A 21,389-nucleotide genomic window follows, 5' to 3' on the forward strand; every position below is an offset into this window, starting at 1 on the left:
AGTTCAGGCGTGCGGACATGATGGGAAAAGACGGCGTAGCCGATTTTAATGCTTTTGGGCAGCATCAATATATCCAGCGCGTCGGGTCCGCCGAGCACGGGGCCAAACCAGCAGAAGGTGCCCGAGATCCGAAGCGAGTCCAGCGAGGCTTGAAACGTCTTCGGGCCGGAACCGTCATAGACGACATGTACGCCTTCGCCGCCTGAAAGGCGAATTGCTTCCTGCGCGAAATGTCCTTCCGCGTCCACAATCACCTGGTCAGCGCCCGCTTCCTTGGCGATGGCGACTTTATCGGGTGAAGAGACCCGCCCAATGACCTGTCCGCCGCGCAGCTTGATGATTTGGGTCAAAAGCAGGCCGACGCCGCCTGCCGCCGCATGAACCAGGGCGATATCGCCGGGCTGTATCGGGTAAAAATCCGTGGCGAAGTGGCTGGCGGTCAGGCCCTGCATCATAACGGACGCCGCGGTTCGATAATCTATTTCCTCCGGTATCGCCACAAGAGAGGCGGCGGGAATGACAATATTCTGCGCATAGCTGCCTGGCGCATAAACCCACGCCACGCGTTGCCCTGGCGATATCCCCTGCGCCCCTTCGCCGACCGCCAAGACGCGACCTGCTCCTTCGACGCCCAACACCTTGGGATTGGTCCCGGTCCAGAAATTACCCCGCCTGATGCCGATGTCCATAAAGTTTACGCCAGCGGCGCGGACTTCCACCAGAGCCTGGCCCGCGGCGGGAACCGGGGTGGGCAGCTCGATCTGTTTGAGCACTTCGGCGCCCCCCGGCATAGTCATGACAATTGCTTTCATTTATCACCTTTGTTATTGAATGATCGGTCCAGAATTGAGCAAAAAAAAAGGAACGTGCTTATTTGAGCGCCTTCAAAGTCAACCGAGCCAGGCCGGACAGCTCGGCCTGGCTCGCGCCACCCCGCGCGGCAAGGCGAATCGCCGCCACGTTTGCGAGCAAAAAGGCCGCCCCCTGTTCGGGATTGAGGTCAGCGCCCATATCGCCATCCAGCTTTGCCCGGGCGATGTTGCCCAAGAGCGCAACGCGCAGCGCCCGTCCGGCGGATAGGCGAATGTCAACGAGATCGGCATGGCTGTCGGCAAATTCATTGATGGAGCCCACCCCGAGACAGGGCCGACGCGCTTGCGCCACAACACGTTCGATCATGCGTTCCACGCCTTCGATGGCCTTCACCCCCTCCTGCAGGATCTTGATATGTTCAGCCGTTTCCGCGCGGGCATATTTTTGAAGCGCGGAACAGTAAAGCCGCCATTTGTCACCGAAGGTGTCGTAAAGGCTTTGCTTTCCGATCCGCATCGCTTTTGTCAGCATTTGCGTGGAGGATCCCGCGAAGCCGTGCTCGCGGAACACCTCGATTGCCGCATCAAGCGCTATGTCTATATCGAATTCTTTGGGTCTGGCCATACAATCGATTGTAGGTGTATTGGAATGGTTGGTCAAGAATTAGCGTTGACCCGCCGCCCGCCTGCGTTACAGGTTATCCGGACATCGTCACGGCCTGCGAAGGGAGCGTCAAGGCGGTTCGTGAGGCGGCCGGGCGGATACGGTGGCCGCCGATGAGCGCGGCGGCTTTCATTGTTGATATTAAATCAAAAGAATTTGGTAGATACAGGGCTTAATCTGCAAATATAAATCTTGCACACTGTCACCCATCGGTTAACTTGCCGGATTTCATTGCCTCCGGCGCCGCGCTTGATCTGTCTATACGCGCTGGGCGTGGCCGGCGGTTCCTGGACCGGCACAAATCTGACCGCTTTTTTATTCTTTGCTTCTTAACCTTATCAGGAGTTAATCATGAGTATTCCTTCCTTCGGCGTCGGTACCTTCCGTCTGACTGGCCAGGCGGTCATCGATTCGGTGCGTAATGCACTGGAACTGGGCTACCGCGCGGTGGACACCGCACAAATCTACGGCAACGAGGCCGAGGTCGGCCAGGCTATCGCCGAGAGCGGTATCAAGCGTAGCGAGCTGTTCATCACCACCAAGATCTGGACCGATCATTACGCTTCAGACAAATTGGTTCCCAGTTTGCGCGCGAGTCTGAAGAAACTGCGCACCGACTATGTGGACCTGACGCTGATTCACTGGCCGGCGCCGGGTAACGGCGTCGAACCGGCCGAATTCATGGCTGCGCTGGCCGAGGCCAAGGCGCTGGGGCTGACGCGCCAGATAGGTGTGTCCAACTTCAACATCGAACTCACCAGGCAGGCCATTGATGTGGTTGGTAAGGGTGAAATCGCCACCAATCAGATAGAACTCAGTCCTTACCTTCAGAACCATAAGCTGACGGCATTCCTCAAGGAACAAGGGATCACCGTCACGTCCTATATGACGTTGGCCTACGGTAAGGTGTTAAAGGATCCGGTACTGGCGCAGATTGCCGGGAAACACCGCGTCACGGTCGCGCAGGTTGCTTTGGCTTGGGCGTTGCAACTGGGCTATGCGGTGATTCCTTCCTCGACCAAGCGCGAAAACCTCGCCGGTAATCTGCTGGCCCGCGACCTGCGCCTGGACGCCGAGGATATGGCCAGGATTGCCTTGTTGGAGCGTAACGGCCGTGAGGTCAGTCCCGAAGGCCTGGCGCCGGCGTGGGATTAACGGGGATTTCACTGCCATCCCGCCGTACAGCCCCTGCTTGCGACCGGCTCGGTTTCAGCGCCGGAATTAACCGTGACAGGGCGAGACCTCACTGATCAGCACGTTTTATTCGCGGCGCTTGTTATTTATAGTCTTGCCGGGAAATATGGGCTAATGTTAAAACTATTGGTAACGTAGATTTAACAATTGACCGCGGGCGGTTCTATGGATGGCGTGATTTTGCTGGGGATCGTCGCGATTGTTTTGCTGCTGCTTATAGTGCCGCTACTGCTGCTGATAATGTTTTATCGCTTAAAGCATACCCGGCAGCAATTGGCTGCTGTTGCCGAACAGGTGGCGTGGCTGACCAGCCAGGCCATGGCTAATCATCATACCCATGCCGATTCCGGCGCTCCCGCCCGGCGCGCGACGGCGCGCGGTCCGGATATCGCCGCCGCGGCCGCAAGCCCTCACCCTGAGACCGACGGGTCAGCCGCGGACGCGGTTGACGGCGCCGGATGGGGTATTCCCGCCGGCGGGTTATGGGCGTCCGCGCGGCGCGTCCTCGGGACGGCTGTAACGCCCGCTGGCCGACCGCCGTCGCCTGCGCTCTCCTCGCTGTTTTCCGGTATCTTCAGCTGGTTTATGCGCGGCAACCCCTTGGCCAAGCTGGGCGTCGCGCTGCTGTTTTTCGGCCTGGCCTATTTGCTGCGCTACAGTATCGAGCAAAATTACCTGACCATCGAAATGCGTCTGGCCGGCGCCGCGGTAATAAGCCTGGTCCTGCTGGCCGTGGGCTGGCGGCTGCGGTTGCGGCAACGCCTGTATGCCCTGATTTTGCAGGGTGGCGCGGTGGGTGCGTTTTATATTACCGTGTTCGGCGCATGTAAACTTTACCATCAGCTTCCCTTAGCCATGGCCTTGGTGCTGATGCTGGTGATTTGCGCGGCCAGCGTCGCGCTGGCGGTGTTGCAGTCATCGTTAAGCCTGGCGATGCTGGCCAGCCTGGGCGGTTACCTGGCGCCGCTGCTGCTGTCCGACGGATCGGGCAGCCACGTGGCCCTGTTCAGCTATTACCTGTGCATCTCTTGCGGCATCCTGGCGGTGAGCCGCTGGCAGTCCTGGCGCGCGTTGAACCTGCTGGGCTTTATCTTTACCTTCGGCATCGGCGGCCTGTGGGGCTACAGCCATTACCAGACGGCCTATTACCTGAGTTGTCAACTCTTCCTGGTGGCTAACCTGATACTCTTCGGGCTGCTCAGCCTGATGTTCGGCGTAAAAACATCCTTTAAAGGACAGTGGGCGGTGGACGGCACGCTACTGTTCGGCCCGCCGCTGGTGGGCTTTGGTTATCAGTATATTATCAGCCAGCACTGGCATTTCGGTCCGGCGTTCTCGGCGCTCGGCTTTGGTCTGTTCTATCTGCTGGGCGCGCGCCTGGCCTTTAAACGCGCCCCGGTCAAAGGCCGCATGATGAGCCTGGCCGCCCTGGCGCTGGCCGCGGCTTTTGCCACGCTGTCGATTCCGTTGGCCCTGTCCGCCCAGTGGACCGCTATCGCCTGGACCCTGGAAGGGCTGGGCATGGTCTGGCTTGGCATTACCCAGGGGCAGCGCCGCTTTTACTGGAGCGGCAGCCTGGTGATGCTTCTGGCGGCGTGCTCCGCGGTGCGTGCCTTCAGCCATGGCATGACCCTGATATCCTTTACCACGGTATTCGGCTTATTGGCCCTGGCCGCGCTGGCCGGGGGGGCGCTCTGGCACCGCCATACCGCTCCCGCCAGCCATTATGCCCGCTTTAGCCTGGCATTCCTCTGCGCCTCGGTGCTGTTTTGGCTGTGGACCCTGGTGGGGGTTGCCGAGCGGCTGATGCCTGATGTTTCCCGCGCCGCCATGCTGTTTTTGCTGCTGATGACGTTGTCGTGCTGGTTATGGCTGTGGCTGGCCTCCCGCTTGCCGCTGCCGCGGCTGCGGCACACCGTTTGGCTGTTGTGGCCCGCCGCCGCGGCCGCGCTGGCGTTGCAGCTCATCGGTCGGGGCCATCCGCTGTCGGCCGGCGCCTGGAGCGCCGTCTGGCTGGTGGCCGTCGCGTCGGGGGCGTGGTGGCTCAGGCGCAATGAAAGCCATACCGCCGCCGGGTCGGCACCGGTATGGCTACCGTCCTCAATATCCGGGCTATTGCATGTGAGCGGGTTCTGGCTGCTGTCGGCGCTGCTGGTCAGCGAAGCGGTCTGGCGCGCCGCCGGACTGCCCTGGGGCGATACCGAGTGGCAATTTGCGCTGGTCATGACCGCCCTGGCGCTGCCGGTGTTTTTGGTGTGGGGGCTGGATTGCCGGGGGCGTTGGCCCCTGCGCACATGGCGCGGCCTGTATTGGCACTATGCCCTGTTACCGGTATTGCCCCTGATGGCGCTGCTGCTGGCCGTCGGCAATCTGCTGGACGGCCAGACGGTGGGCTGGCGTTTTGTGCCGCTGATCAATCCCCTGGAGGAAAGCGCGCTATTTGCCCTGCTCATGCTGGGGTGGTGGCTGCGCCGCGCCTGGCCGGGTGGCGCCGCCATGGGGTATTTGCGCCTGCTGGTATTGGTGCTGGCGGTATGGTGGCTAAATGGCGCCTTGCTAAGGATTTTGGCCTGGTACGGCGGGCTACCCTGGTCTGTTGAGGGGCTTTGGCGCTCGCGGCTGGTGCAAACCAGCTTTGCCCTGGCCTGGACGTTCGCGGCGCTGCTGGCCATGCTATCCGCCCGGCGCGCCGGTTCGCGCACCCTTTGGTTTTGCGGCGTCGGCGTGCTTATCGTAACCGTGATAAAACTTTTCCTGATAGACGGCGCCGCCGGTGGCGGGCTGGGCCGTGCTGTCGCATTCCTCGGCGTGGCGATACTGATGCTGGTTATCGGTTATTTCGTCCCGCTGCCGCCCCGGCGCGTCACCGGCAAGGAGCCGCAATGATCGATTCTTGGCTAAAAAAAACCACATTGGGCCGCGGGCTGCTGGCGCCGGCGCTTTTGCTGGCGGCGGTGAACGCCGCCTGTGCGGTGCCGGCGGCGCCTGAACCGCAGGATTTTGCCTGGGGCCGGGAAATCAATACTGCCGGTGGGAACGCGTTTTATCGCTTAACGCTTCCGGACGATGTGTATCAGCAGACCGCCTGGCCGGATTTGCGCGATCTGCGCGTCTTCGATCAGCAGGGCCGTCAGGTGTCGTTCGCGCTACGGGCCATTGAGGCGCCGAAAATCCAGCCGTTACGGGTGCCGCTCACCGTTTTCCCCCTGCGCATCGCCAGGCAGTCGCAACAGGAGGACGGCAATAAAATTCTCGCGCTCAAGCGCCCGGACGGCACCGAACTGGTGGTCTCGGCGCCGGTCAATGAGACCAGGGTGCGCGCCTCTTACCTGTTGGTGGCCGGAGCGGAGCAGGGGAATATCGATCTGGGACACATTACCCTCGGCTGGCCGGCGGGCCATACCAGTCAGGCATCGGGCACGCTGCTGGGCAGCGACGATATGAAGCAATGGCAACCCAGGGCGGATGGGGTGCCGCTGCTGGATTTATCCGCTGACCGCGACCGCCTGATATTGAATCAAATCGATTTGGCTGAATACGGCGCCAGCGCCCGCTACTGGCTGCTGCTGATGTATGCCGAAAATGAGCAGGCCCTGCCGCCTATCGCCTCGGCGGAGGGGATCGGCGCTACCGTGGGGCCGGAAGTGGAACAGATGACGCTGCCGCTTAAGGGGCTGGACGATAAGCGGCACCAGCAGGGAATTTACCAACTGACGCGCCCACAGTATCTCAGCGCCTTGACCATTGAGCCCGCCGAACCTAACTCCGTGCTGCCGCTGGCCATTGAAACCCGTCCAAGTCCTGATGCCGCCTGGGTAGCGTTGGATAAGCGGGTATTTTATAACCTGGAGGAACACCCGGCTAAACCTGTGGATTTCGAACCGGCGCGCCTGGTCCAGGGGGTGCGTATAACGGCAATCGATACCCAATGGGACGATTTCTTGCCTAAAATCAGCGGCCGGCGGCCGCGGGTGGAACTGGTGTTTAACGCCGGCGGCAAAGGACCCTGGCTGCTGGCCTGGGGCTCTCGCGCCGCCGGGGACGCCGCGCTGCCGATGGACGCATTGATACCCGGCGATATAAACAGCGACGCCCTGGACATGGCGACCCTGGATAAGCGCATTACCCTGGGCGGCGCAGCCAGGCTGACCGAGCCGGCGCCGGCGGCGCGCCGCGCCGCCTGGATGCGATATGGGCTGTGGGCGTTGCTGGCGGCGGGCGCCCTGTCCCTGGCCTGGATGGCGTGGCGGCTGTGGCGTGATATCAATCGCGCCGCGCCGCCGTCCGGCACAGAGGAATAAGCCGGCGCGGCATCACCGGGTCCTTTTGGTCTGAACAACAGTGGGTGCAAAAAGAATGGAAAATAAAAAAATAAAAATGACGCCGGCGCCCGTTGCCATCCTGGCCCTGCTCGCCCTGGGGGGCAGCGCGTATTATGCCAATGCGCTGACGAATGAAAGCAGCGGCGATGACATGGTGGTAAGCCAACATTTCGCCCCCAACGATCTCAACGAGGGCGGCGCCGAGGATATCGGCAGCTTGCCGCTGCCGGAAGCCAAAAAAAGGCTGAATTACCTGATTGCGCAAACCGGGGATTTCATTAATACCATCAATGCGATGCAACGCCTGACGCTAAAAATCGCCCCGGTGGAAACCGGCATTAGCGGGCAGAGCGCCGAGGCGTTGCAATATGAACCGGTGTTCGTGCCTTTTACCACCGCGGAGATCGCGCGGGAACTGGCGGCGATCAAAGATAAGCCAATCCATTTTTATCAGGAAATATACAGCAACGGCTCCATCATCAAATTGCTGACCGAACCGCTGGATGGCATTTGGAAACGCGCCCAGACCCCGGAGGACAACCAGGTCCAGCATTATGCCATTAACCGGGTTTACTTCCGCGACGGCACTGAACAGACGTTTGCCGAAGCGGGGGATAAAACCGGCCAGGATAATGCCGCCGGTTCTTTAGCCCTCGATCAAATGAAACTCTCGGTCAACAAACCGGCGGATAACCTCACCGTGGCGGTGGCGTATTCCAGCTACCCGCGGGCTAAAAAGATCGTACTGGATAAAGATCACCCCAAGGTGGCCTTTGATCATGGGGAGTCTTATCAGCTCACCGCCATCCAGGGAAAGTCGGCGTCGTTGATTATAGCCGCCCCCAAAGACGCCAGCTATGTGGTGCAGGGATATGCCGCGCCGACCGATAAACCGTTACGCAATGTCGGCAATAACTCCAGCTCGCTGCCCAGCGAACAGGACAGGGCGAATCTGAACGGTTATTACCAGGAACTATTGGCTATCGAGCGTGATTTCAGCCAGTTCAAAACCAGTGGAAGCATACAGGATCGGCTGCTGGCCTTTGCCAAAAACCTGCCGGTAAAACCCGACGCGGTAAAAAATGTGCGGGCGGAATACGACTTCGAAGCCATGCCGCAGCGCATCGAGATTACGGTGCTGGACCCGCTGGAAACGCACAGTACGGAGCTGGTGATGACCAATCGCACGCCGCCACAGGACCGGTATATCGCCTATGACGCCAAAACCGAAGCCGCCGGCTTTATCGATAAAAATGGCAAGTGGCTGATAAAACCCACCTTTATCGGCGCTGATTATACTGAAGCGAAGGGGGTCTATCGCATGGTGGTCCAACACAAACCGCTTGCTGAAGACATGTCTGAATCCATCGTAAAATACTATTATTTCGCGCCCGGCACCAACAGGCTCACCCCTTTTACTTTTGATATTATCGAAACAAAAATCAATGACGACCTGCTGCTGGTGGAACGTGAAACGAATGGTCCCTATGGCGTTTATGATCTCAAGCAGCATAAATTCACCGTGCCGATGAATTTCGTCAACCCGAAGATCAGCGGTGATGTGTTGGTTGCCAGGGTAGGGGATAAAACCTATGAATCGGCGGATACCTACGGGGCATATACTTTATCCGGCCAACAACTACTGCCGCCAAAATATAACATGGTGGAACTAAAGGATAATTATCTCTATGCCACCGCACCCAAAACCGAAATCAGGGATGTGTTCGATCTCAAGGGTAAAAAAATAAACCCGCCGCAAACCAGCGCCATCGGAACCTATGTTGACGATCAGCCGCTGCTCGTTATCCATACCGGCAGCAAAAAATATGCGTTTATCGATCCGCAGGGCAACGTATTGCCCTTTGTGTTGCCCTATGAGCAGGTAGAGCCTTTCTCAAACGGGATGGCGGTGGTCAATAAAGAGGGTAAATACGGCGCCATCGACCTGTCCGGTAAACTGAGCATTCCCGTTGAATACGAGTCTATCGCGCCGTTTCAGAAAAACCTCGCCGCCGCCCAGCCGGCGGATTTTGATGGATTGGTGTTGATTGACAGGAACAACACCCAGGTCAAAAAACTGGGCCATTATAGCCAGTACCAGGCCGGCGCCAACAGCAACGACGCCAGATACACGGTGTTCGATCCGCAAAAAGAGGGATATACCCTGGTTTACGATGCCGATGGCAAGGTTGTCGACAGCTTTAAAAACCAATAGTCAGGAGACGAGAGGGTCCTGCTTAGGGTGTTTTACAGCGATGTGCCACCATGAAGTTTAAGTTATCGATGCTGCTATGGGGTGCGCCGTCGATGAACGTCGGCGGACCTGCCGGTGAGGATGTGGCGCCGGTGATTCAGCCGATATCGACGTTCATGGCGATGTCCCAGGTGCCGGCGCCGTTTCGGGCCAGGCCGATCATCAGCAGACCGAGCGCCTCGAGCGTCTGCGCCATATACAGGCCGCCGACATCGAACGGACGCAGCCCGAGACTCGCGATGAAGGCCGAAACGCGCGCCTTGGCCTGCGGATCGTCGGCTGCGATGAATGCGTCCAGGCGTCCGTCACGGGCAAGTACGTGGCCGAAGAGGGTGTTGAACGCCTTCACGACATGCGCGCCGGCGGGGGCGCTCCTGGCTATCTCCTGCGCGCCGGAACTACCGTGGGGGGTGACCAGGCCCGAAAGGTCGGGGGCAACCGGATTGGTGATGTCGATGATCACCTTGCCGACCAGCGCGTCGCCGTAATCGGCCACCACTGAAGCCGCACTGGCGTAAGGCACGGCGAGGATGACGATGTCGCCCGCCGGCGCGGCGCCGTACATCCCTATGCTCGAGCCGGCTGCAAACTGGTCGGCCAGCGCTTGTGCCTTGGCGGGGTCGCGGCTGACCACCTCGACGGTGTGCCCGGCCTTGACGGTACGACCCGCGATGGCCGCGGCCATACCGCCCGAGCCGATGATGCTGATAGTGCTCATGTGCAGTTTCCTTACCGATATGGGTTGATCGTTCATGGACTGTCGGCGCGACCCAGCGTCCGCGCTCAGCATACAGGTCATATTAGCCATATCACTTGCAATAAGCAAGCAATGTTGCTTGCAAAAAAAAAGTAATCTGGGGGATTTGCTTGCGACATGCAAGCGATGTTAAGATCCCGCCATGAAATCGACGAGTAAAGAAATCCGGTCCCACTGTGCAGTGAACTATGGCGTGGAGATCTTCGGCGATCGGTGGTCGCTCCTGATCATTCGCGACATCGTTTTTGCCGGCAAGAAGACCTATGGCGAGTTCCTGAAATCGGAAGAAGGGATCGCGACCAATGTCCTTGCTTCCCGCCTGGCCTTTCTTGAACAGCAAGGCATTCTCTCGAGGGCGCCCAGCCCCGACGACAGGCGCAAGGACTTCTACACGCTGACCGAGAAAGGCCTGGATCTCATTCCCATCGTGCTTAACATTGTCCTTTGGAGCGCGAAGCACGATGCGAAGTCATACGTGCTACGCAGCAAGGAGTTTGTTGCGCGATTAAGCCGAAGCCCCGCGCAGGTGGGCGAAGAGGTGAAGGCGCTGGTCCGCAATGGCGGATGTATGTTTCCTGATGGCAAGGAATGATATGGTAGAACTCATGCCCGTCAGCGTTCTCTCGAACCAACAGCGTGAAAACCACGTCCGTTATGCCGGGGATATCAGCCAGCAGACTTTCGAGCCGAAACGATAGGCTGGAGAATATTACTCCTCTTTCCAAACAAAATTTTCCGGCCCCGGCTCACCAGCCGAAGCGCGTTTTCAGCGAGATTGTTATCGAACTATAAATTCCAGGCGGGAGGAATGATATCCGCCAAGACATCAGGAAACCGATCCCGGATATGGCCGAGCATCGCGTGGGTTAATACGCCGGCGCACGTGAAAGCATCATTCAGGCCCAGCAGGTGATTTTTCCAGTCGGTAAAGTTATCGACAGACTCATCATTACCTCCATCTTCACTGCCCACCTTGCGCTCAAAAATTGACGCATCAAGGGCGTGCGCCTTTGCCATTAGCGCATAAGCATAACGTCTGATCATTTCCGGTGAATCTAACTCCGTACCAAAAATCGCGCTGGATGAAAATTTGGTGAATAACGCCGCCAGGCTTAGCAGCACCTTGCCCCTGTGTGTATCACCGTCAGTGGACAAGCCATAGGCCTTGATAATGGCGCCGTAGTGTTCTTTTGTCAGACCATAGTCGCCTGAAGCGGTTGAAGTGGACAAGATAGGGCTGAAGATCTCGCGTAGCATAATTTGCTCGGACGCGCTCACCAGCTTTCTATCCGATCTTGTGGCGCGGGTGGCGGCAATAAATACCTGCCGTAGGTCGCCCTCGAATAATATCTCAAATAATTTGGTAAAACCGGCTTGGTTATTGGCGAATACAAAAGGCCCCAGGAACAATTTGAAATGCTGTCTGAACAGTATCCTGGGCGGGTGATCCCCTGGCTTAAGATTTTCCGGCTGAACATCCGGCGGCGAATTTTGCCCCAGGCTGTTATACAAGTAGTAATGGCCCCAGACCGGGTTAGCGGGGTCAGGTACCAGCATCCCTTTCAGCGTCTGCTGTGAAAGCAGCATCACCGGCCCGCCGGGCTGAGACGAGACGAGGATGTAGTTGGCGGCAAATTCATTTTTCCAGTCGGGCCGCTGCTCGCCATAATTGCCGAAATCGTCCAATGCGGTATACCGTTTCACCTTTTCATGACTCAGGTAAAGGTGATAGAGCCCGGTTACGTTGGTTTTGACGTCATCGTATCGAGACATGACGCCTTGATATATCAGTTGAATAAAGGCGCCGTTATCGGAGAACATCCGTTCCGGCCGGCGTTTGAACAGACCGACCACCTGCTTGAATGTATTTTTGTGCAATGGCTCCATGACCCGATTGTTATATTGAACCAGAAGCTGTTCGCAGATCTTTTCAAGCCAACGGGCTATGGCGTTATCTTTATCGTAGGGAGCTTTGGCCAGGACATCCAACAGGGCCTGGGTGACGCTGGATATGTCTATATTTTTCAATGATTTCATTATCTTACGCGCCATTTTTACCTTGAGGCTCGCGTACCGCTCATCAATGCTGTCCATCATGGTCAGCAGGCTACCGCTCGTGGTGTTATGGACATGATTGAGATAAAGGTCCAGGTTACAGGGGGTCCAGCGGGGTAATAACAACAGGGAATCCGCCTGCGGATCGCGGCCCAGATTAGCCCCGTTTAGCTCAACGCCAATCAGGATGCTATTTTTAAGGATTGCCCCGGACAGGTTAGCCGCCTTTAAGTTTCCACGCAATAAGTCAGCCCCAGTCAAATCAGCATTGCTGAGGTCGGCCGTCTGTAAGTCGGCCCTTTGCAGATCGACCTGGTTCAGGTTAGCGCCAGACAGGTTGGCCTCCTGTAAGTTTGCAAAGTGTAGATTAGCTTTGTGCAGGTCAGCACCGCTCAGGTTGGCCCCGCTCAGGGTAGCCTCGCGCAGGTTAGCCTCGCGCAGGTCAGCCTTGCGTAGGTTAGCCTCGCGCAGGTCAGCATTGCGCAGGTTAGCCTCACGCAGGTCAGCCTTGCGCAGGTTAGCCCCGCTCAGATTGGCCCCGCGCAGTGTAGCTTTGCGCAGGGTGGCCTTATCCATCATAGCCCCGCACAGCGTGGCCCTGTATAGGATGGCATGGACAAGATAAGTATTAGTCAGGTTGGCATGGCACAAGTCGGTCTTGCCGAGTTCAGCGGCGCGCAGGTTAGCCTCTTCCAGATTTGCCCGGCGCATGATAGCCCCGTTTAACTTAGCCTCGGATAGTTCGGCCCAGCTCAAATCAGCCGCTTCCAGACCGGCCCCTTGAAGATTAGCCCCGGTCAAGTTGGCGCCCTGAAGGTTGGCCTTGCTCAGATTGGCCTTTTCAAGTTTGGCAAAGTTCAGCTTGGTTCTTTTCAGGTCAACCCCGCTCAGGTCGGCATATCTCAAGTCGATCCCGCTCAGGTTAGCCGTGCTAAGGTTGATGCCCGCCATGGCTATATTCCCCGAGCTGTTAAGGGTTATGGCGCTGTGGGCAAGGTCAAGCTGCTGTCGAATCAGCAAAACGGTGCAGACGCGGCAATAGATATTCTTGTCAATCTCTGACTTGACACTCTCCCCGTCCTTACTCACCTCAACGATCGCGGGACCGGTTTTTAGACTTTCTCCCAGGTGTATGAACGTAACCCTACAGCCGGAAAAACCAACGATAAGCGTCTGCGGAATAGTGAAAATACTTCTGTACATGAATGGCCGGTGTAAAGCGCCCGCCAACGCTTTAGCAAACGAATCATATTGCTCGATGTGCTGACTGCCCACATAACCACCCATGAAAAAATTTTCAATGTGATCAAGAAGATTCTGGGCAGATAGCGCCTGGGCATCTGAGCGTTCGGTGACGATATCCGCTATCTGAACCGCCATGCGATTTATAGGTGTAAAGTTTATATTATTAGATGGCATAATTATTTTCTCAGGGCGAATATGCGCAATTTCATTATTTATTTAATACGGGCAACATTATTTACAGCAAATAATCTTCTTGCTACAAAAGGATATTTTGCTGCGAGTCGTCGTTTAATCATGCCAGAGTTCAGATACCTACTATTTAAACAATAAAGTTTTAGTGAGTGGGTTGCTCATGTCGGCGGGCAGACGGGCGGCGTGCTGAGGTCAGCCACCCCGGTCAGGCGCTGTTTTTCAGGATATGCGGCTGCCAGTGCTTCCAGGCGCTTGACTGCGACCCGCCGCGTTACACCCGCCGGGACATTACGGCTGAGTTTCCCGATGCGAAAGGGACGCTGAACATGCGAAAAGCCCGCCTCCATTCCCTGGTAGTCCCCTCTGTTTTTTGTGGGAGTTTTGACCTGTCCGCTTGTCTGGGATCCGCGCCAACCGCCCTATTGCTGGCGTCCGAAGCCGGCTCCTATTATGTCGGGCAAAATCTTTCCCCTAACGGCGGCGATGTGATGCTATAGGCCGAGGGTATTTTGCTTAACCGTGAAGGCAAATATCGGTGGCCCGTAAATTATCGGGCCACACAATGAAACCGGACAGGTCCTCTACAAGGAAACCCGTTCAACTTTACCGACGATAAATATGTACGAAAGCGCGCCGATTAAAGCGATAATTGAGACAAAAATCAAGGCCGGTGCAAAATTGCCCCCGCTAACCAGATAGCCAATCACGATCGGAATAAAGATCGATGACAGGTTTCCCATAAAGTTAAACGTGCCGCCAGTGATACCGATAGCCTTAACCGGAGCAATCGCCGATACCAACGTCCAGGTGATTGAAGAAAAACCATTCCCGAAAAACGCAATGGTCATGAATAACACAACCAGAGTGGTATTATCAGTGAAATTGGCGCCCACAATAGATGTGGAAAGTAACAGGCCTAAAATAACCGGCAGTTTACGCGCTAAGGTGATGCTATGACCACGTTTGATCAACCAGTCGGAGAATGTCCCTCCCAGCAGAACGCCGATAAATGCGGCAAGGAAGGGAATCGACGTCAGAAATCCTACCTTAATGAAGTCCAGCCCACGATACTGCACCAAATATGTTGGAAACCAGGTCAAAAAGAACCACAGCATGGATGTTGAAGCAAACTGGCCAATATAAATGCCCCATAATTTCCGGCGTGAAAATGCCATTTTTATCTGAGACCACTCGATTTTTTGTTTACCGCTTTCCGCATTATCGGTAGTGGCTGAAATAACGCCACCGCCCTGCTTGATATAGTCAATTTCAGCCTGGTTTACACTCTTATGCTCGGTGGGTTGACGATAAAGCGCGTACCAGATAATCCCCCAGATGACGCCGATTACACCCATCAGAATAAACATCCCTTGCCAGCCCAGCCAGGTCTGAATCGCGACCAATATCGGGGTCAGGAATGCCACACCCACGAACTGGCCAGACGTATAGCAGGCAATGGCTTTCCCCTTTTCATGTTCTGGAAACCAGGCTGTCACAATCTTGTTGTTGGTAGGAAATGCCGGGACTTCAAATACGCCGATTGCGAGGCGAAGACCAAACAGCGCGTTGAAACCCTGCGCTACGCCCATGAGCAGTGTCATTGCTGACCAGCCGATCAGCATTATGCTATAGAGCATGCGTGGAAGAACTTTATCGACGATGAAACCACCCGGAATTTGCAGCAGGGCGTATGTCCAGCCGAAGGCAGAATAGATGTAGCCCATCTGAATGGTAGATAAACCCAATTCCTTTGCGATATGTGGCCCGGCAATAGAAAGATTACTTCTGTCCATATAGTTTATCACCACAGAAATAAACACCATGAAAAGAATAAAGAACCGGACTTTAGTTGGTTTGTTATTACGCATATCAACCTCTGGTATAATTATAGTAAGGTACGGATTTTAAGTGCAGGAAACACACGCCAAATAGATTTATTCAGCCTGTGCGTTCCTTTTTTCAACTACATTGTTATTTCAGCAGTTGAGTAATGGTCGTGCCTTTTTTCAACGCCGCATAAAAATTCTCAACCTGCCGTAGAAGCGCTGAATCTGCCGGTACCTGGCTCAGCGTAGTGAGAACCGATCCCACGCTGTTATAGGTTTCCAGCAGCTTTTCATTTTTTTCACCCCAAAGGATAGCGACGGCTATTACGATGGCAATGGTTTCGGTATCCCCGTTGTTATCAATAATCATCCTGGCCGGTGCGATCATACGATCGTCAGGGCGAAGTTTACGGGAGACGTCGCGCGCATTTTTGCTGACATAATCTTCAATCGTATGGTCGCTAAATTTCTTTAATGCATTGTCCGAAAAAGCTTTCTGCGACTGCGCATCAACATCTAATACTTTGCACAGCGCTTTATTCAGCTCCGGCACTACTCTAAAGATAAGCTTACGCACTTCCTCATCATTTGCGGAAGTCGCATAATCCTCGATACCTTTATAAGCACCGAGATAAGTGACGCACGCACTGATAAAGTTATACGTATAGATTTTACGCTTAAGCAATTTACCCATATCGGCTTCAGCATCAAAACCTTCGATTGGCAGAGCGCCGCCCAATACCGCCGCATTGTAGGGAACACGGTTATAGTTTTCCGTACCGATATCCAGGCGGGTTCTCCTGAGCACATTGGTGGTACAGAAAATCGCCACTTCCGATACCACCACGCCTCCAGGCGCATCGAGGTAGCCGTTAATCGCATCGGTCAGAATCCGGCCTGGCGACACGCCATTCTCGCATGTCAGTACTTTAAGCGTTGGAAGCCCCGCCCGACGGCGTTGACTGACTGCCTGGGCGATGTCTTTTGCAATAATTGGCAAATTCTGCTGGCCAACCGAGACAAAGAGCAAATCAGCATGGACCATTGATTGCAGCGCTTCGTCGCTACCCGCCAAATGTGCATCAAAACCATGGATATGTACTGGCCGCACGGTTTCGTCAAAGCAATGAATAGTAAAAAAATTATCTTCCTTAAGATATTTTATTGTCTTCTTGTTTTTGTCGATAAATGTCAGGTGATAACCACTTTTAACCAGAAACCTGGAAATAAAACCACGTCCGGTTTGTCCTGCTCCGATTATTACTGCTGATGGCGTGTTACTCATGACCAATAATTCCTATTTTTTTAAGATATTCAATTTTTTCCTTGATGGTTTTCGCTAAGGTTCCATCGGGAGAAATTTTGCAGACGGTTTCCAAAACATAATCCACGCCATGCTGTTCTCTCATTGATTTCAATGAAACGGCAAGCGCATCTGTCGGGTTGTCATAATAGAGAGCCGCGGCAATTGAAATACTGATTCCATCCACAGGAAGATCATATTGCTGCATCAGCTTGGCCGCGCCGATAAGACGATCATCCGGGCCGAGTTTTCTTATCGGGTCATTGGCATGGCGGCGGACGTCATCAATGATGGCGTAGTCCTGGTATTTACGCTTGGCTTGCTCGGAGAATTTAGTTTGTTCATCCAGACTGCACTTATGCTTTAAGGACAGCGCTTTGTTGGTTTCGTGATAGACCTGGTCAAGAACGGAAACAATGAATTTATCGTTAGCGGCATCCGCCAACGCGTAGCATTTCTTCAGATAGCCGAGATAAGCGATAGTCGCGTTGCCGGTGTTATAGGTATAAATTTTACGTTCAAGGAAACCAGCGAAGTTTTCCTGATAGATAATGCCCTTGATAACCGGCGGTTCGCCTTTGATGCTGTCAATGTTGACCGGCAACTGCCAGAAATCCTGTACGGGTACAATCAGCGGATCGCGTTCCAGCATTTCAGCCGTCGGATCAACGGCGGAACGCATCACCACGGCTTGGGCCACCCCGATGGTGTTCTCGAAAAGGTCTGCATCGCCATCGCTTAGGTGGCTTCTGATGCTCTCGGCCAATACGCTGGCCGGATCTTTCCAGTTTTCGCAGGTAATGATATTCAGGTTACCTTTCAACCCACCGGTTTTGAATACCTCGGTTAACGATGCGGCAATGGTCGCGCCAAGCGATTGCAAATTTTTTCCGCCAACGGAGGTAAATGCAATATCCGCCTCCTTCAATTCTCGCGCGACAGCGGCGGTATCGCTCAAAGAAAAACATCTAAAACCGGTTATGATCGTATTTTTCTCTTCGGCGCCCATTACATGAACGGTAAATTGCTTACGCGTGTTTAATTGCTCAAGAAGTGCGGCATTGATGTCTACATAAACAATCTCATAATCTGCCAGATATAATAATTGCGAGAGAAATCCGCGAGAAATTTTTCCCGCACCGTAAATTATGGCTTTCATTATTCCACTACCTCGGTTTGATTAATATTGATGTCAAAGACAGGTTTCAACGCGTCATACAACCCCAAATAGGTTTCGAATTTTTGGTTATACATCAGATGATTTTCAATCTTGGGGGTATACACTTTCGATGTGCGAATCATATTTTCGGAGGCGGCCGCCAGTGAGGGATACCAGCCCAGCGCATAGCCGGCCAAAATAGCCACACCCAGACATCCCGCTTCAGTGGTGTTGAGCTTTTTAAAGGGCACGCCGATGATATCCGCTTTGATTTGGTTCCAGATGTCGAGAGAGCTGGCGCCGCCGGAAACAACGAATTCAGACGGCATTGTCTCCAGGCGTACCGTGTTCGCTTTTAGGGCGAATCCGACCCCTTCCAGCACCGCGCGCGTCATATGGTCTTTGGTATGGTGCGCCCGCAGGCCAAAAAATACGCCCTGCGCGTTTGGATTCCACCACGGGTTACGCTCACCGTTGATGTAAGGAAGAAATATCAGCTGTTCAGCCCCGGCCGGCACACGATTGACATGGCGTTCGATGTCGACATAATTTTTGCTAACCGCAATATTATTCATATACCACTGCAACGCCTGACCGCCTGAAGAGGTCACGCCATAAGACAGCATCACATCATCAACAAACGGCAGACAATTGATTCCCTCAGGAGAGGTGTGCAGTGAATCCGCACTCACAAAGCCGATATGCTCGGATGTTCCCGTGACGTCAAACCCGCTTTTGTGGCGCGGAATCCCAACCGTGCCAAGGACGGCCGCGTTCAAATCGTTCCAGCCCAGAATGACGGGCACGCCGCCGGGGAGATTGAGGTTGCCGGCCACGTCCGGTTTTATATGGCCTGCGATGTCCCAGGGATCGCCGCAAGGAGGGATGATGCCGTCCGGCGCGCCGGCCCAACGCAGCAGTTTGCTTGAGAGGCGCCGATTTTGCTGGTTAACGATACCCTTGAGGCTGGTCAGATCCGAGCGCCATTCGCCGGTAAGTTGCCAGATCACGTATTCTTTGATTTGCACCAGATAACGCGCACGCGCCAGCGTTTGCGGCTGGTTCACCGCCAGCCACTTCAGCTTGGGAGGAATGAATGCCGGACCAATCAGCATATCCATTCCCAACTCTTCGCGCAGTTCCGCTTTTGTGTAACTATTAACCAGATCACGCGCTTCTTTTGCGGCCCGGCTGTCCATCCAAGAGATAATGTTGGTAAGCGGATTCCCTTCGGCATCCACCAGAAAATGCGCGCTAATTTGCGAGCTTATCGCCATCGCTTCGATGTTGTATGCTTTACCGGCGTTTCGCGATAGGCTCCTGAGCATCCCTTGGATGTTTGACCAGATCTCCTGCGGGTTCTGTTCAACATGGCCTGCTTTAGGGAAAAAAAGGGGGTAGTGTGTTTTGTCAGAGAACAATTCATGACCATGCTGGTTGACGAGAACCAACTTGCATGATGTTGTCCCTATATCCAGGGTAAGAATTACCGAACTTTGCATTTTATATGCCTTTTTTATGATTACCTGTAAAAATGAAACGTTTCATTTTAAAAATAAAATAATTAAAGAATGCGCGTCGACTCCCTAACCACAAGGGTGGGTTCAAATAGCGTATTGGTAAACGCCATTTTTTCTTTGCCGCGCAGGCGCTCAAAGATAATATTCGCGGCGCTTCGGCCAATGGTCAGCGGAGACTGGGTAACCATTGTGATGCCCGGTGAAACGATATCCCACATAAAATTGTTTTCATTGATGAGAACCAGGGAAACATCCCCGGGAATGTTCACTTCGCTATTGTTCGCTGCATTGATTGCGCCCGCGCACAGGACGTTATTTACCGCCAGCACCGCCGTCGGGGGAACAGACATGGCCATTAATTCCCTGAATGCGTTTCCGCCCTGTTCGTAGGTGTAGGGTCCTGTTTTGTGCAAATTTGTATCATGGGGGAGCCCCAATTTGCGCATCTTTTTCAAGACCAGGCCGTGCCGGTATGCGCCATGGTAAGTGTTCATGTCACCGTGAATAATACCGATGCGGTTATGCCCGAGCGCCTGCAGATGTTGAAGCGCGATTTCAATAGCGCGCGGGAAATTATCTCCGACGTAATCACAGGGAATTCCGGGAACAAAACGATCCACCATCACCACGGGGATATTCTTTTCAATAAGGGAGCAGATCTTTTCTTTGGTTTTACCCGTACTGCAGATAATGATGCCGTCACTTCGGTTACGCTCGAACATCTCCAGACTGTCGAGTTCTTTTTCTACCCGTTCATTGGTTGAGCTGACCGCCAGGTTGTAGTTGTGCTCCACCGCAACTTCTTCGATTCCCTTTGCCAGCGCCATCTGAAAAGGGTTGGTGATATTGGCCAGCAATACCGAAATCGTTTTTGAATTGGCCGTGCGCAAATTTTGCGCAATGCTATTGGGTGAATAGCCTAACGTCGCTATTGCCACCTTGACCCGCTCGCTGCGTTTATCGCTTACGCTTTGGTCGCCATTGATCACTTTTGATACGGTACCAAGCGATACGCCGGCCAGCCCGGCAACGTCTTTTATTGTTGCAACCATTCCTTCACCCAAAATGAAACGTTTCATTTTTAAAATAATTTAATATTTGTTTACCATACAGTCAAAGTCACCGTGATGGATTTGTGATCCAGGTAACAAAACCTACTGGCCGCAATGGACGAAAGGGGGGAAGTAGTAACGCTCAAACGGGAAACGACGATAACCGGTATAAGGTTCATGACGACGATAGGGGTTTCCGCGTTTGCTGATGCCCAGCAGCCGCTGTTTACCTCCAGTAGAGTATTCTCGCGGGACCAACCCCAACCAGGCAGCAAGATCTCGACCAGATTTAAACTGATTGCCATTTCCGGCAAAAGCAGTGATTGCTGTTGCGGTTAATTTACCAATACCGGGCACGGAAGTTAGCCTCGTTGCAGTATCGTCTGCACTGGCATGCTGCTCAATTCTTTTACGTAACCAGCAGTAAACGTTCTTCGATGGCTTTATATTCCATCCAAAGCTCGTTAAGAACGGTTCGCATTGCAGGCGTGAACTCATTGTTTTCATCTGTCAGTTTATCCGGAACATCGCGGACAAAATAAGTCGCACCAGTACCAATGGTAATGCCGTACTCAAGTAAAAACGCCCTGGCCTGATTTATAACAGATGTTTTATGTGAAACTAAACGTTGCCGAACCCGGTGCAGGGCCTGTAAATCAAGCTGTGCCTCAGTTTTTGGTGCAACGTAGCGCATCGTAGGACGTGAAATGGCTTCGGCGATGGCTTCAGCATCAACAATATCGGTTTTGTTTGATTTGACAAAAGGTTTTACAAATTGAGCGGGAACAATTCGGGCCAGATGTCCGTATGCTTTAGCCTTCCTGGAAAGCCAATTACTGCCTGGACAGGCCTCCATTCCAACCGTCATTGATGACGATCGGGAAAAAAAATCAATTAGCCGTTCTCTTGTCATCCTTGCTCGGAATACAGGTTTACCGCTCGAATTAAGGCCGACGATATGAAAGGAATTTTTACCAATATCAATGCCTAAATAAACAATATCCGGGATCGGTTTGTTTTTCATTATGCACCTC

General features: G+C 54.2%; 15 protein-coding genes and 1 pseudogene. 5 read left to right on the top strand and 11 right to left on the bottom strand.

Features of this window, described 5'->3' with window-relative positions; genetic code table 11:
* Together VGC33_RS16290 and VGC33_RS16295 are read right to left on the bottom strand one after the other, a co-directional pair.
* Positions 1 to 812, bottom strand: an 812-nt coding sequence (locus VGC33_RS16290; RefSeq protein WP_331121822.1) for a quinone oxidoreductase family protein, incomplete at its 3' end; no start/stop codon positions are given.
* A 58-nt stretch (positions 813 to 870) separates the two neighbouring features.
* Positions 871 to 1,437: a TetR/AcrR family transcriptional regulator gene (locus VGC33_RS16295; protein WP_331121823.1), complete on the bottom strand. Its 567-nt coding sequence runs from the start codon at positions 1,435 to 1,437 to the stop codon at positions 871 to 873.
* Positions 1,438 to 1,827: 390 nt separating this feature from the next.
* Between VGC33_RS16295 and dkgB the strand changes: the two genes are divergently transcribed.
* From dkgB to VGC33_RS16315, 4 genes are all read left to right on the top strand, one after another.
* Positions 1,828 to 2,631 (top strand): 2,5-didehydrogluconate reductase DkgB, encoded by an 804-nt coding sequence (dkgB, locus tag VGC33_RS16300; RefSeq protein WP_331121824.1) that lies wholly within the window; start codon positions 1,828 to 1,830, stop codon positions 2,629 to 2,631.
* A 204-nt stretch (positions 2,632 to 2,835) separates the two neighbouring features.
* The gene (locus tag VGC33_RS16305; protein ID WP_331121825.1) at positions 2,836 to 5,556 is read left to right on the top strand and encodes a DUF2339 domain-containing protein; all 2,721 of its coding nucleotides are present in this window, start codon (positions 2,836 to 2,838) and stop codon (positions 5,554 to 5,556) included.
* A complete protein-coding gene (locus VGC33_RS16310; protein ID WP_331121826.1) occupies positions 5,553 to 6,971 on the top strand; it encodes a DUF3999 family protein in 1,419 nt (472 codons plus the stop codon). The genes VGC33_RS16305 and VGC33_RS16310 overlap by 4 nt, the downstream gene beginning before the upstream one ends.
* 55 nt (positions 6,972 to 7,026) lie before the next feature.
* Positions 7,027 to 9,207: a WG repeat-containing protein gene (locus tag VGC33_RS16315; protein ID WP_331121827.1), complete on the top strand. Its 2,181-nt coding sequence runs from the start codon at positions 7,027 to 7,029 to the stop codon at positions 9,205 to 9,207.
* Positions 9,208 to 9,343: 136 nt separating this feature from the next.
* Here VGC33_RS16315 and VGC33_RS16320 read toward each other — a convergent pair whose 3' ends face one another.
* Positions 9,344 to 9,964, bottom strand: coding sequence for an NADPH-dependent F420 reductase (locus VGC33_RS16320; protein WP_331121828.1), 621 nt, complete (start codon positions 9,962 to 9,964; stop codon positions 9,344 to 9,346).
* Positions 9,965 to 10,145: 181 nt separating this feature from the next.
* Here VGC33_RS16320 and VGC33_RS16325 point away from each other — a divergent pair, with 181 nt between their 5' ends.
* On the top strand, positions 10,146 to 10,595 hold the full coding sequence (locus VGC33_RS16325) for a winged helix-turn-helix transcriptional regulator (protein ID WP_331121829.1): 450 nt from the start codon (positions 10,146 to 10,148) through the stop codon (positions 10,593 to 10,595).
* Positions 10,596 to 10,789: 194 nt separating this feature from the next.
* Here VGC33_RS16325 and VGC33_RS16330 read toward each other — a convergent pair whose 3' ends face one another.
* From VGC33_RS16330 to VGC33_RS16360, 8 genes and pseudogenes are all read right to left on the bottom strand, one after another.
* Entirely contained in the window at positions 10,790 to 13,477 is a 2,688-nt protein-coding gene (locus VGC33_RS16330) for a pentapeptide repeat-containing protein (RefSeq protein WP_331121830.1), read from the bottom strand.
* A 599-nt stretch (positions 13,478 to 14,076) separates the two neighbouring features.
* Positions 14,077 to 15,363 (bottom strand): MFS transporter, encoded by a 1,287-nt coding sequence (locus tag VGC33_RS16335; protein WP_331121831.1) that lies wholly within the window; start codon positions 15,361 to 15,363, stop codon positions 14,077 to 14,079.
* Positions 15,364 to 15,466: 103 nt separating this feature from the next.
* Positions 15,467 to 16,606: a mannitol dehydrogenase family protein gene (locus VGC33_RS16340; protein WP_331121832.1), complete on the bottom strand. Its 1,140-nt coding sequence runs from the start codon at positions 16,604 to 16,606 to the stop codon at positions 15,467 to 15,469.
* Positions 16,599 to 17,783 (bottom strand): mannitol dehydrogenase family protein, encoded by a 1,185-nt coding sequence (locus tag VGC33_RS16345; RefSeq protein ID WP_331121833.1) that lies wholly within the window; start codon positions 17,781 to 17,783, stop codon positions 16,599 to 16,601. The genes VGC33_RS16340 and VGC33_RS16345 overlap by 8 nt, the downstream gene beginning before the upstream one ends.
* The gene (locus VGC33_RS16350; RefSeq protein ID WP_331121834.1) at positions 17,783 to 19,285 is read right to left on the bottom strand and encodes a xylulokinase; all 1,503 of its coding nucleotides are present in this window, start codon (positions 19,283 to 19,285) and stop codon (positions 17,783 to 17,785) included. Before VGC33_RS16350 ends, VGC33_RS16345 begins: the two co-directional genes overlap by 1 nt.
* 62 nt (positions 19,286 to 19,347) lie before the next feature.
* Positions 19,348 to 20,382 carry a LacI family DNA-binding transcriptional regulator gene (locus tag VGC33_RS16355; RefSeq protein ID WP_331121835.1) on the bottom strand — a complete coding sequence of 345 codons (1,035 nt, stop codon included), beginning with the start codon at positions 20,380 to 20,382 and terminating at the stop codon, positions 19,348 to 19,350.
* Between the two features lie 165 nt (positions 20,383 to 20,547).
* Positions 20,548 to 20,715, bottom strand: a pseudogene (locus VGC33_RS23355) (transposase); the annotation flags it as partial.
* Between the two features lie 49 nt (positions 20,716 to 20,764).
* Positions 20,765 to 21,379, bottom strand: a complete 615-nt coding sequence (locus tag VGC33_RS16360) for an IS110 family RNA-guided transposase (RefSeq protein ID WP_331121836.1) — start codon at positions 21,377 to 21,379, stop codon at positions 20,765 to 20,767.
* Positions 21,380 to 21,389 lie beyond the last annotated feature (10 nt).

It is taken from the genome of Acerihabitans sp. (assembly GCF_036398755.1).
Classification (GTDB): Bacteria; Pseudomonadota; Gammaproteobacteria; order Enterobacterales; family Enterobacteriaceae; genus Acerihabitans.

Coding starts and splice junctions, on each gene's coding strand:
- VGC33_RS16295 (WP_331121823.1), bottom strand. CDS start 1,437: ATGGCCAGACCCAAAGAATTCGATATAGACATAGCGCTTGATGCGGCA.
- dkgB (WP_331121824.1), top strand. CDS start 1,828: ATGAGTATTCCTTCCTTCGGCGTCGGTACCTTCCGTCTGACTGGCCAG.
- VGC33_RS16305 (WP_331121825.1), top strand. CDS start 2,836: ATGGATGGCGTGATTTTGCTGGGGATCGTCGCGATTGTTTTGCTGCTG.
- VGC33_RS16310 (WP_331121826.1), top strand. CDS start 5,553: ATGATCGATTCTTGGCTAAAAAAAACCACATTGGGCCGCGGGCTGCTG.
- VGC33_RS16315 (WP_331121827.1), top strand. CDS start 7,027: ATGGAAAATAAAAAAATAAAAATGACGCCGGCGCCCGTTGCCATCCTG.
- VGC33_RS16320 (WP_331121828.1), bottom strand. CDS start 9,964: ATGAGCACTATCAGCATCATCGGCTCGGGCGGTATGGCCGCGGCCATC.
- VGC33_RS16325 (WP_331121829.1), top strand. CDS start 10,146: ATGAAATCGACGAGTAAAGAAATCCGGTCCCACTGTGCAGTGAACTAT.
- VGC33_RS16330 (WP_331121830.1), bottom strand. CDS start 13,477: ATGCCATCTAATAATATAAACTTTACACCTATAAATCGCATGGCGGTT.
- VGC33_RS16335 (WP_331121831.1), bottom strand. CDS start 15,363: ATGCGTAATAACAAACCAACTAAAGTCCGGTTCTTTATTCTTTTCATG.
- VGC33_RS16340 (WP_331121832.1), bottom strand. CDS start 16,606: ATGAGTAACACGCCATCAGCAGTAATAATCGGAGCAGGACAAACCGGA.
- VGC33_RS16345 (WP_331121833.1), bottom strand. CDS start 17,783: ATGAAAGCCATAATTTACGGTGCGGGAAAAATTTCTCGCGGATTTCTC.
- VGC33_RS16350 (WP_331121834.1), bottom strand. CDS start 19,285: ATGCAAAGTTCGGTAATTCTTACCCTGGATATAGGGACAACATCATGC.
- VGC33_RS16355 (WP_331121835.1), bottom strand. CDS start 20,382: ATGAAACGTTTCATTTTGGGTGAAGGAATGGTTGCAACAATAAAAGAC.
- VGC33_RS16360 (WP_331121836.1), bottom strand. CDS start 21,379: ATGAAAAACAAACCGATCCCGGATATTGTTTATTTAGGCATTGATATT.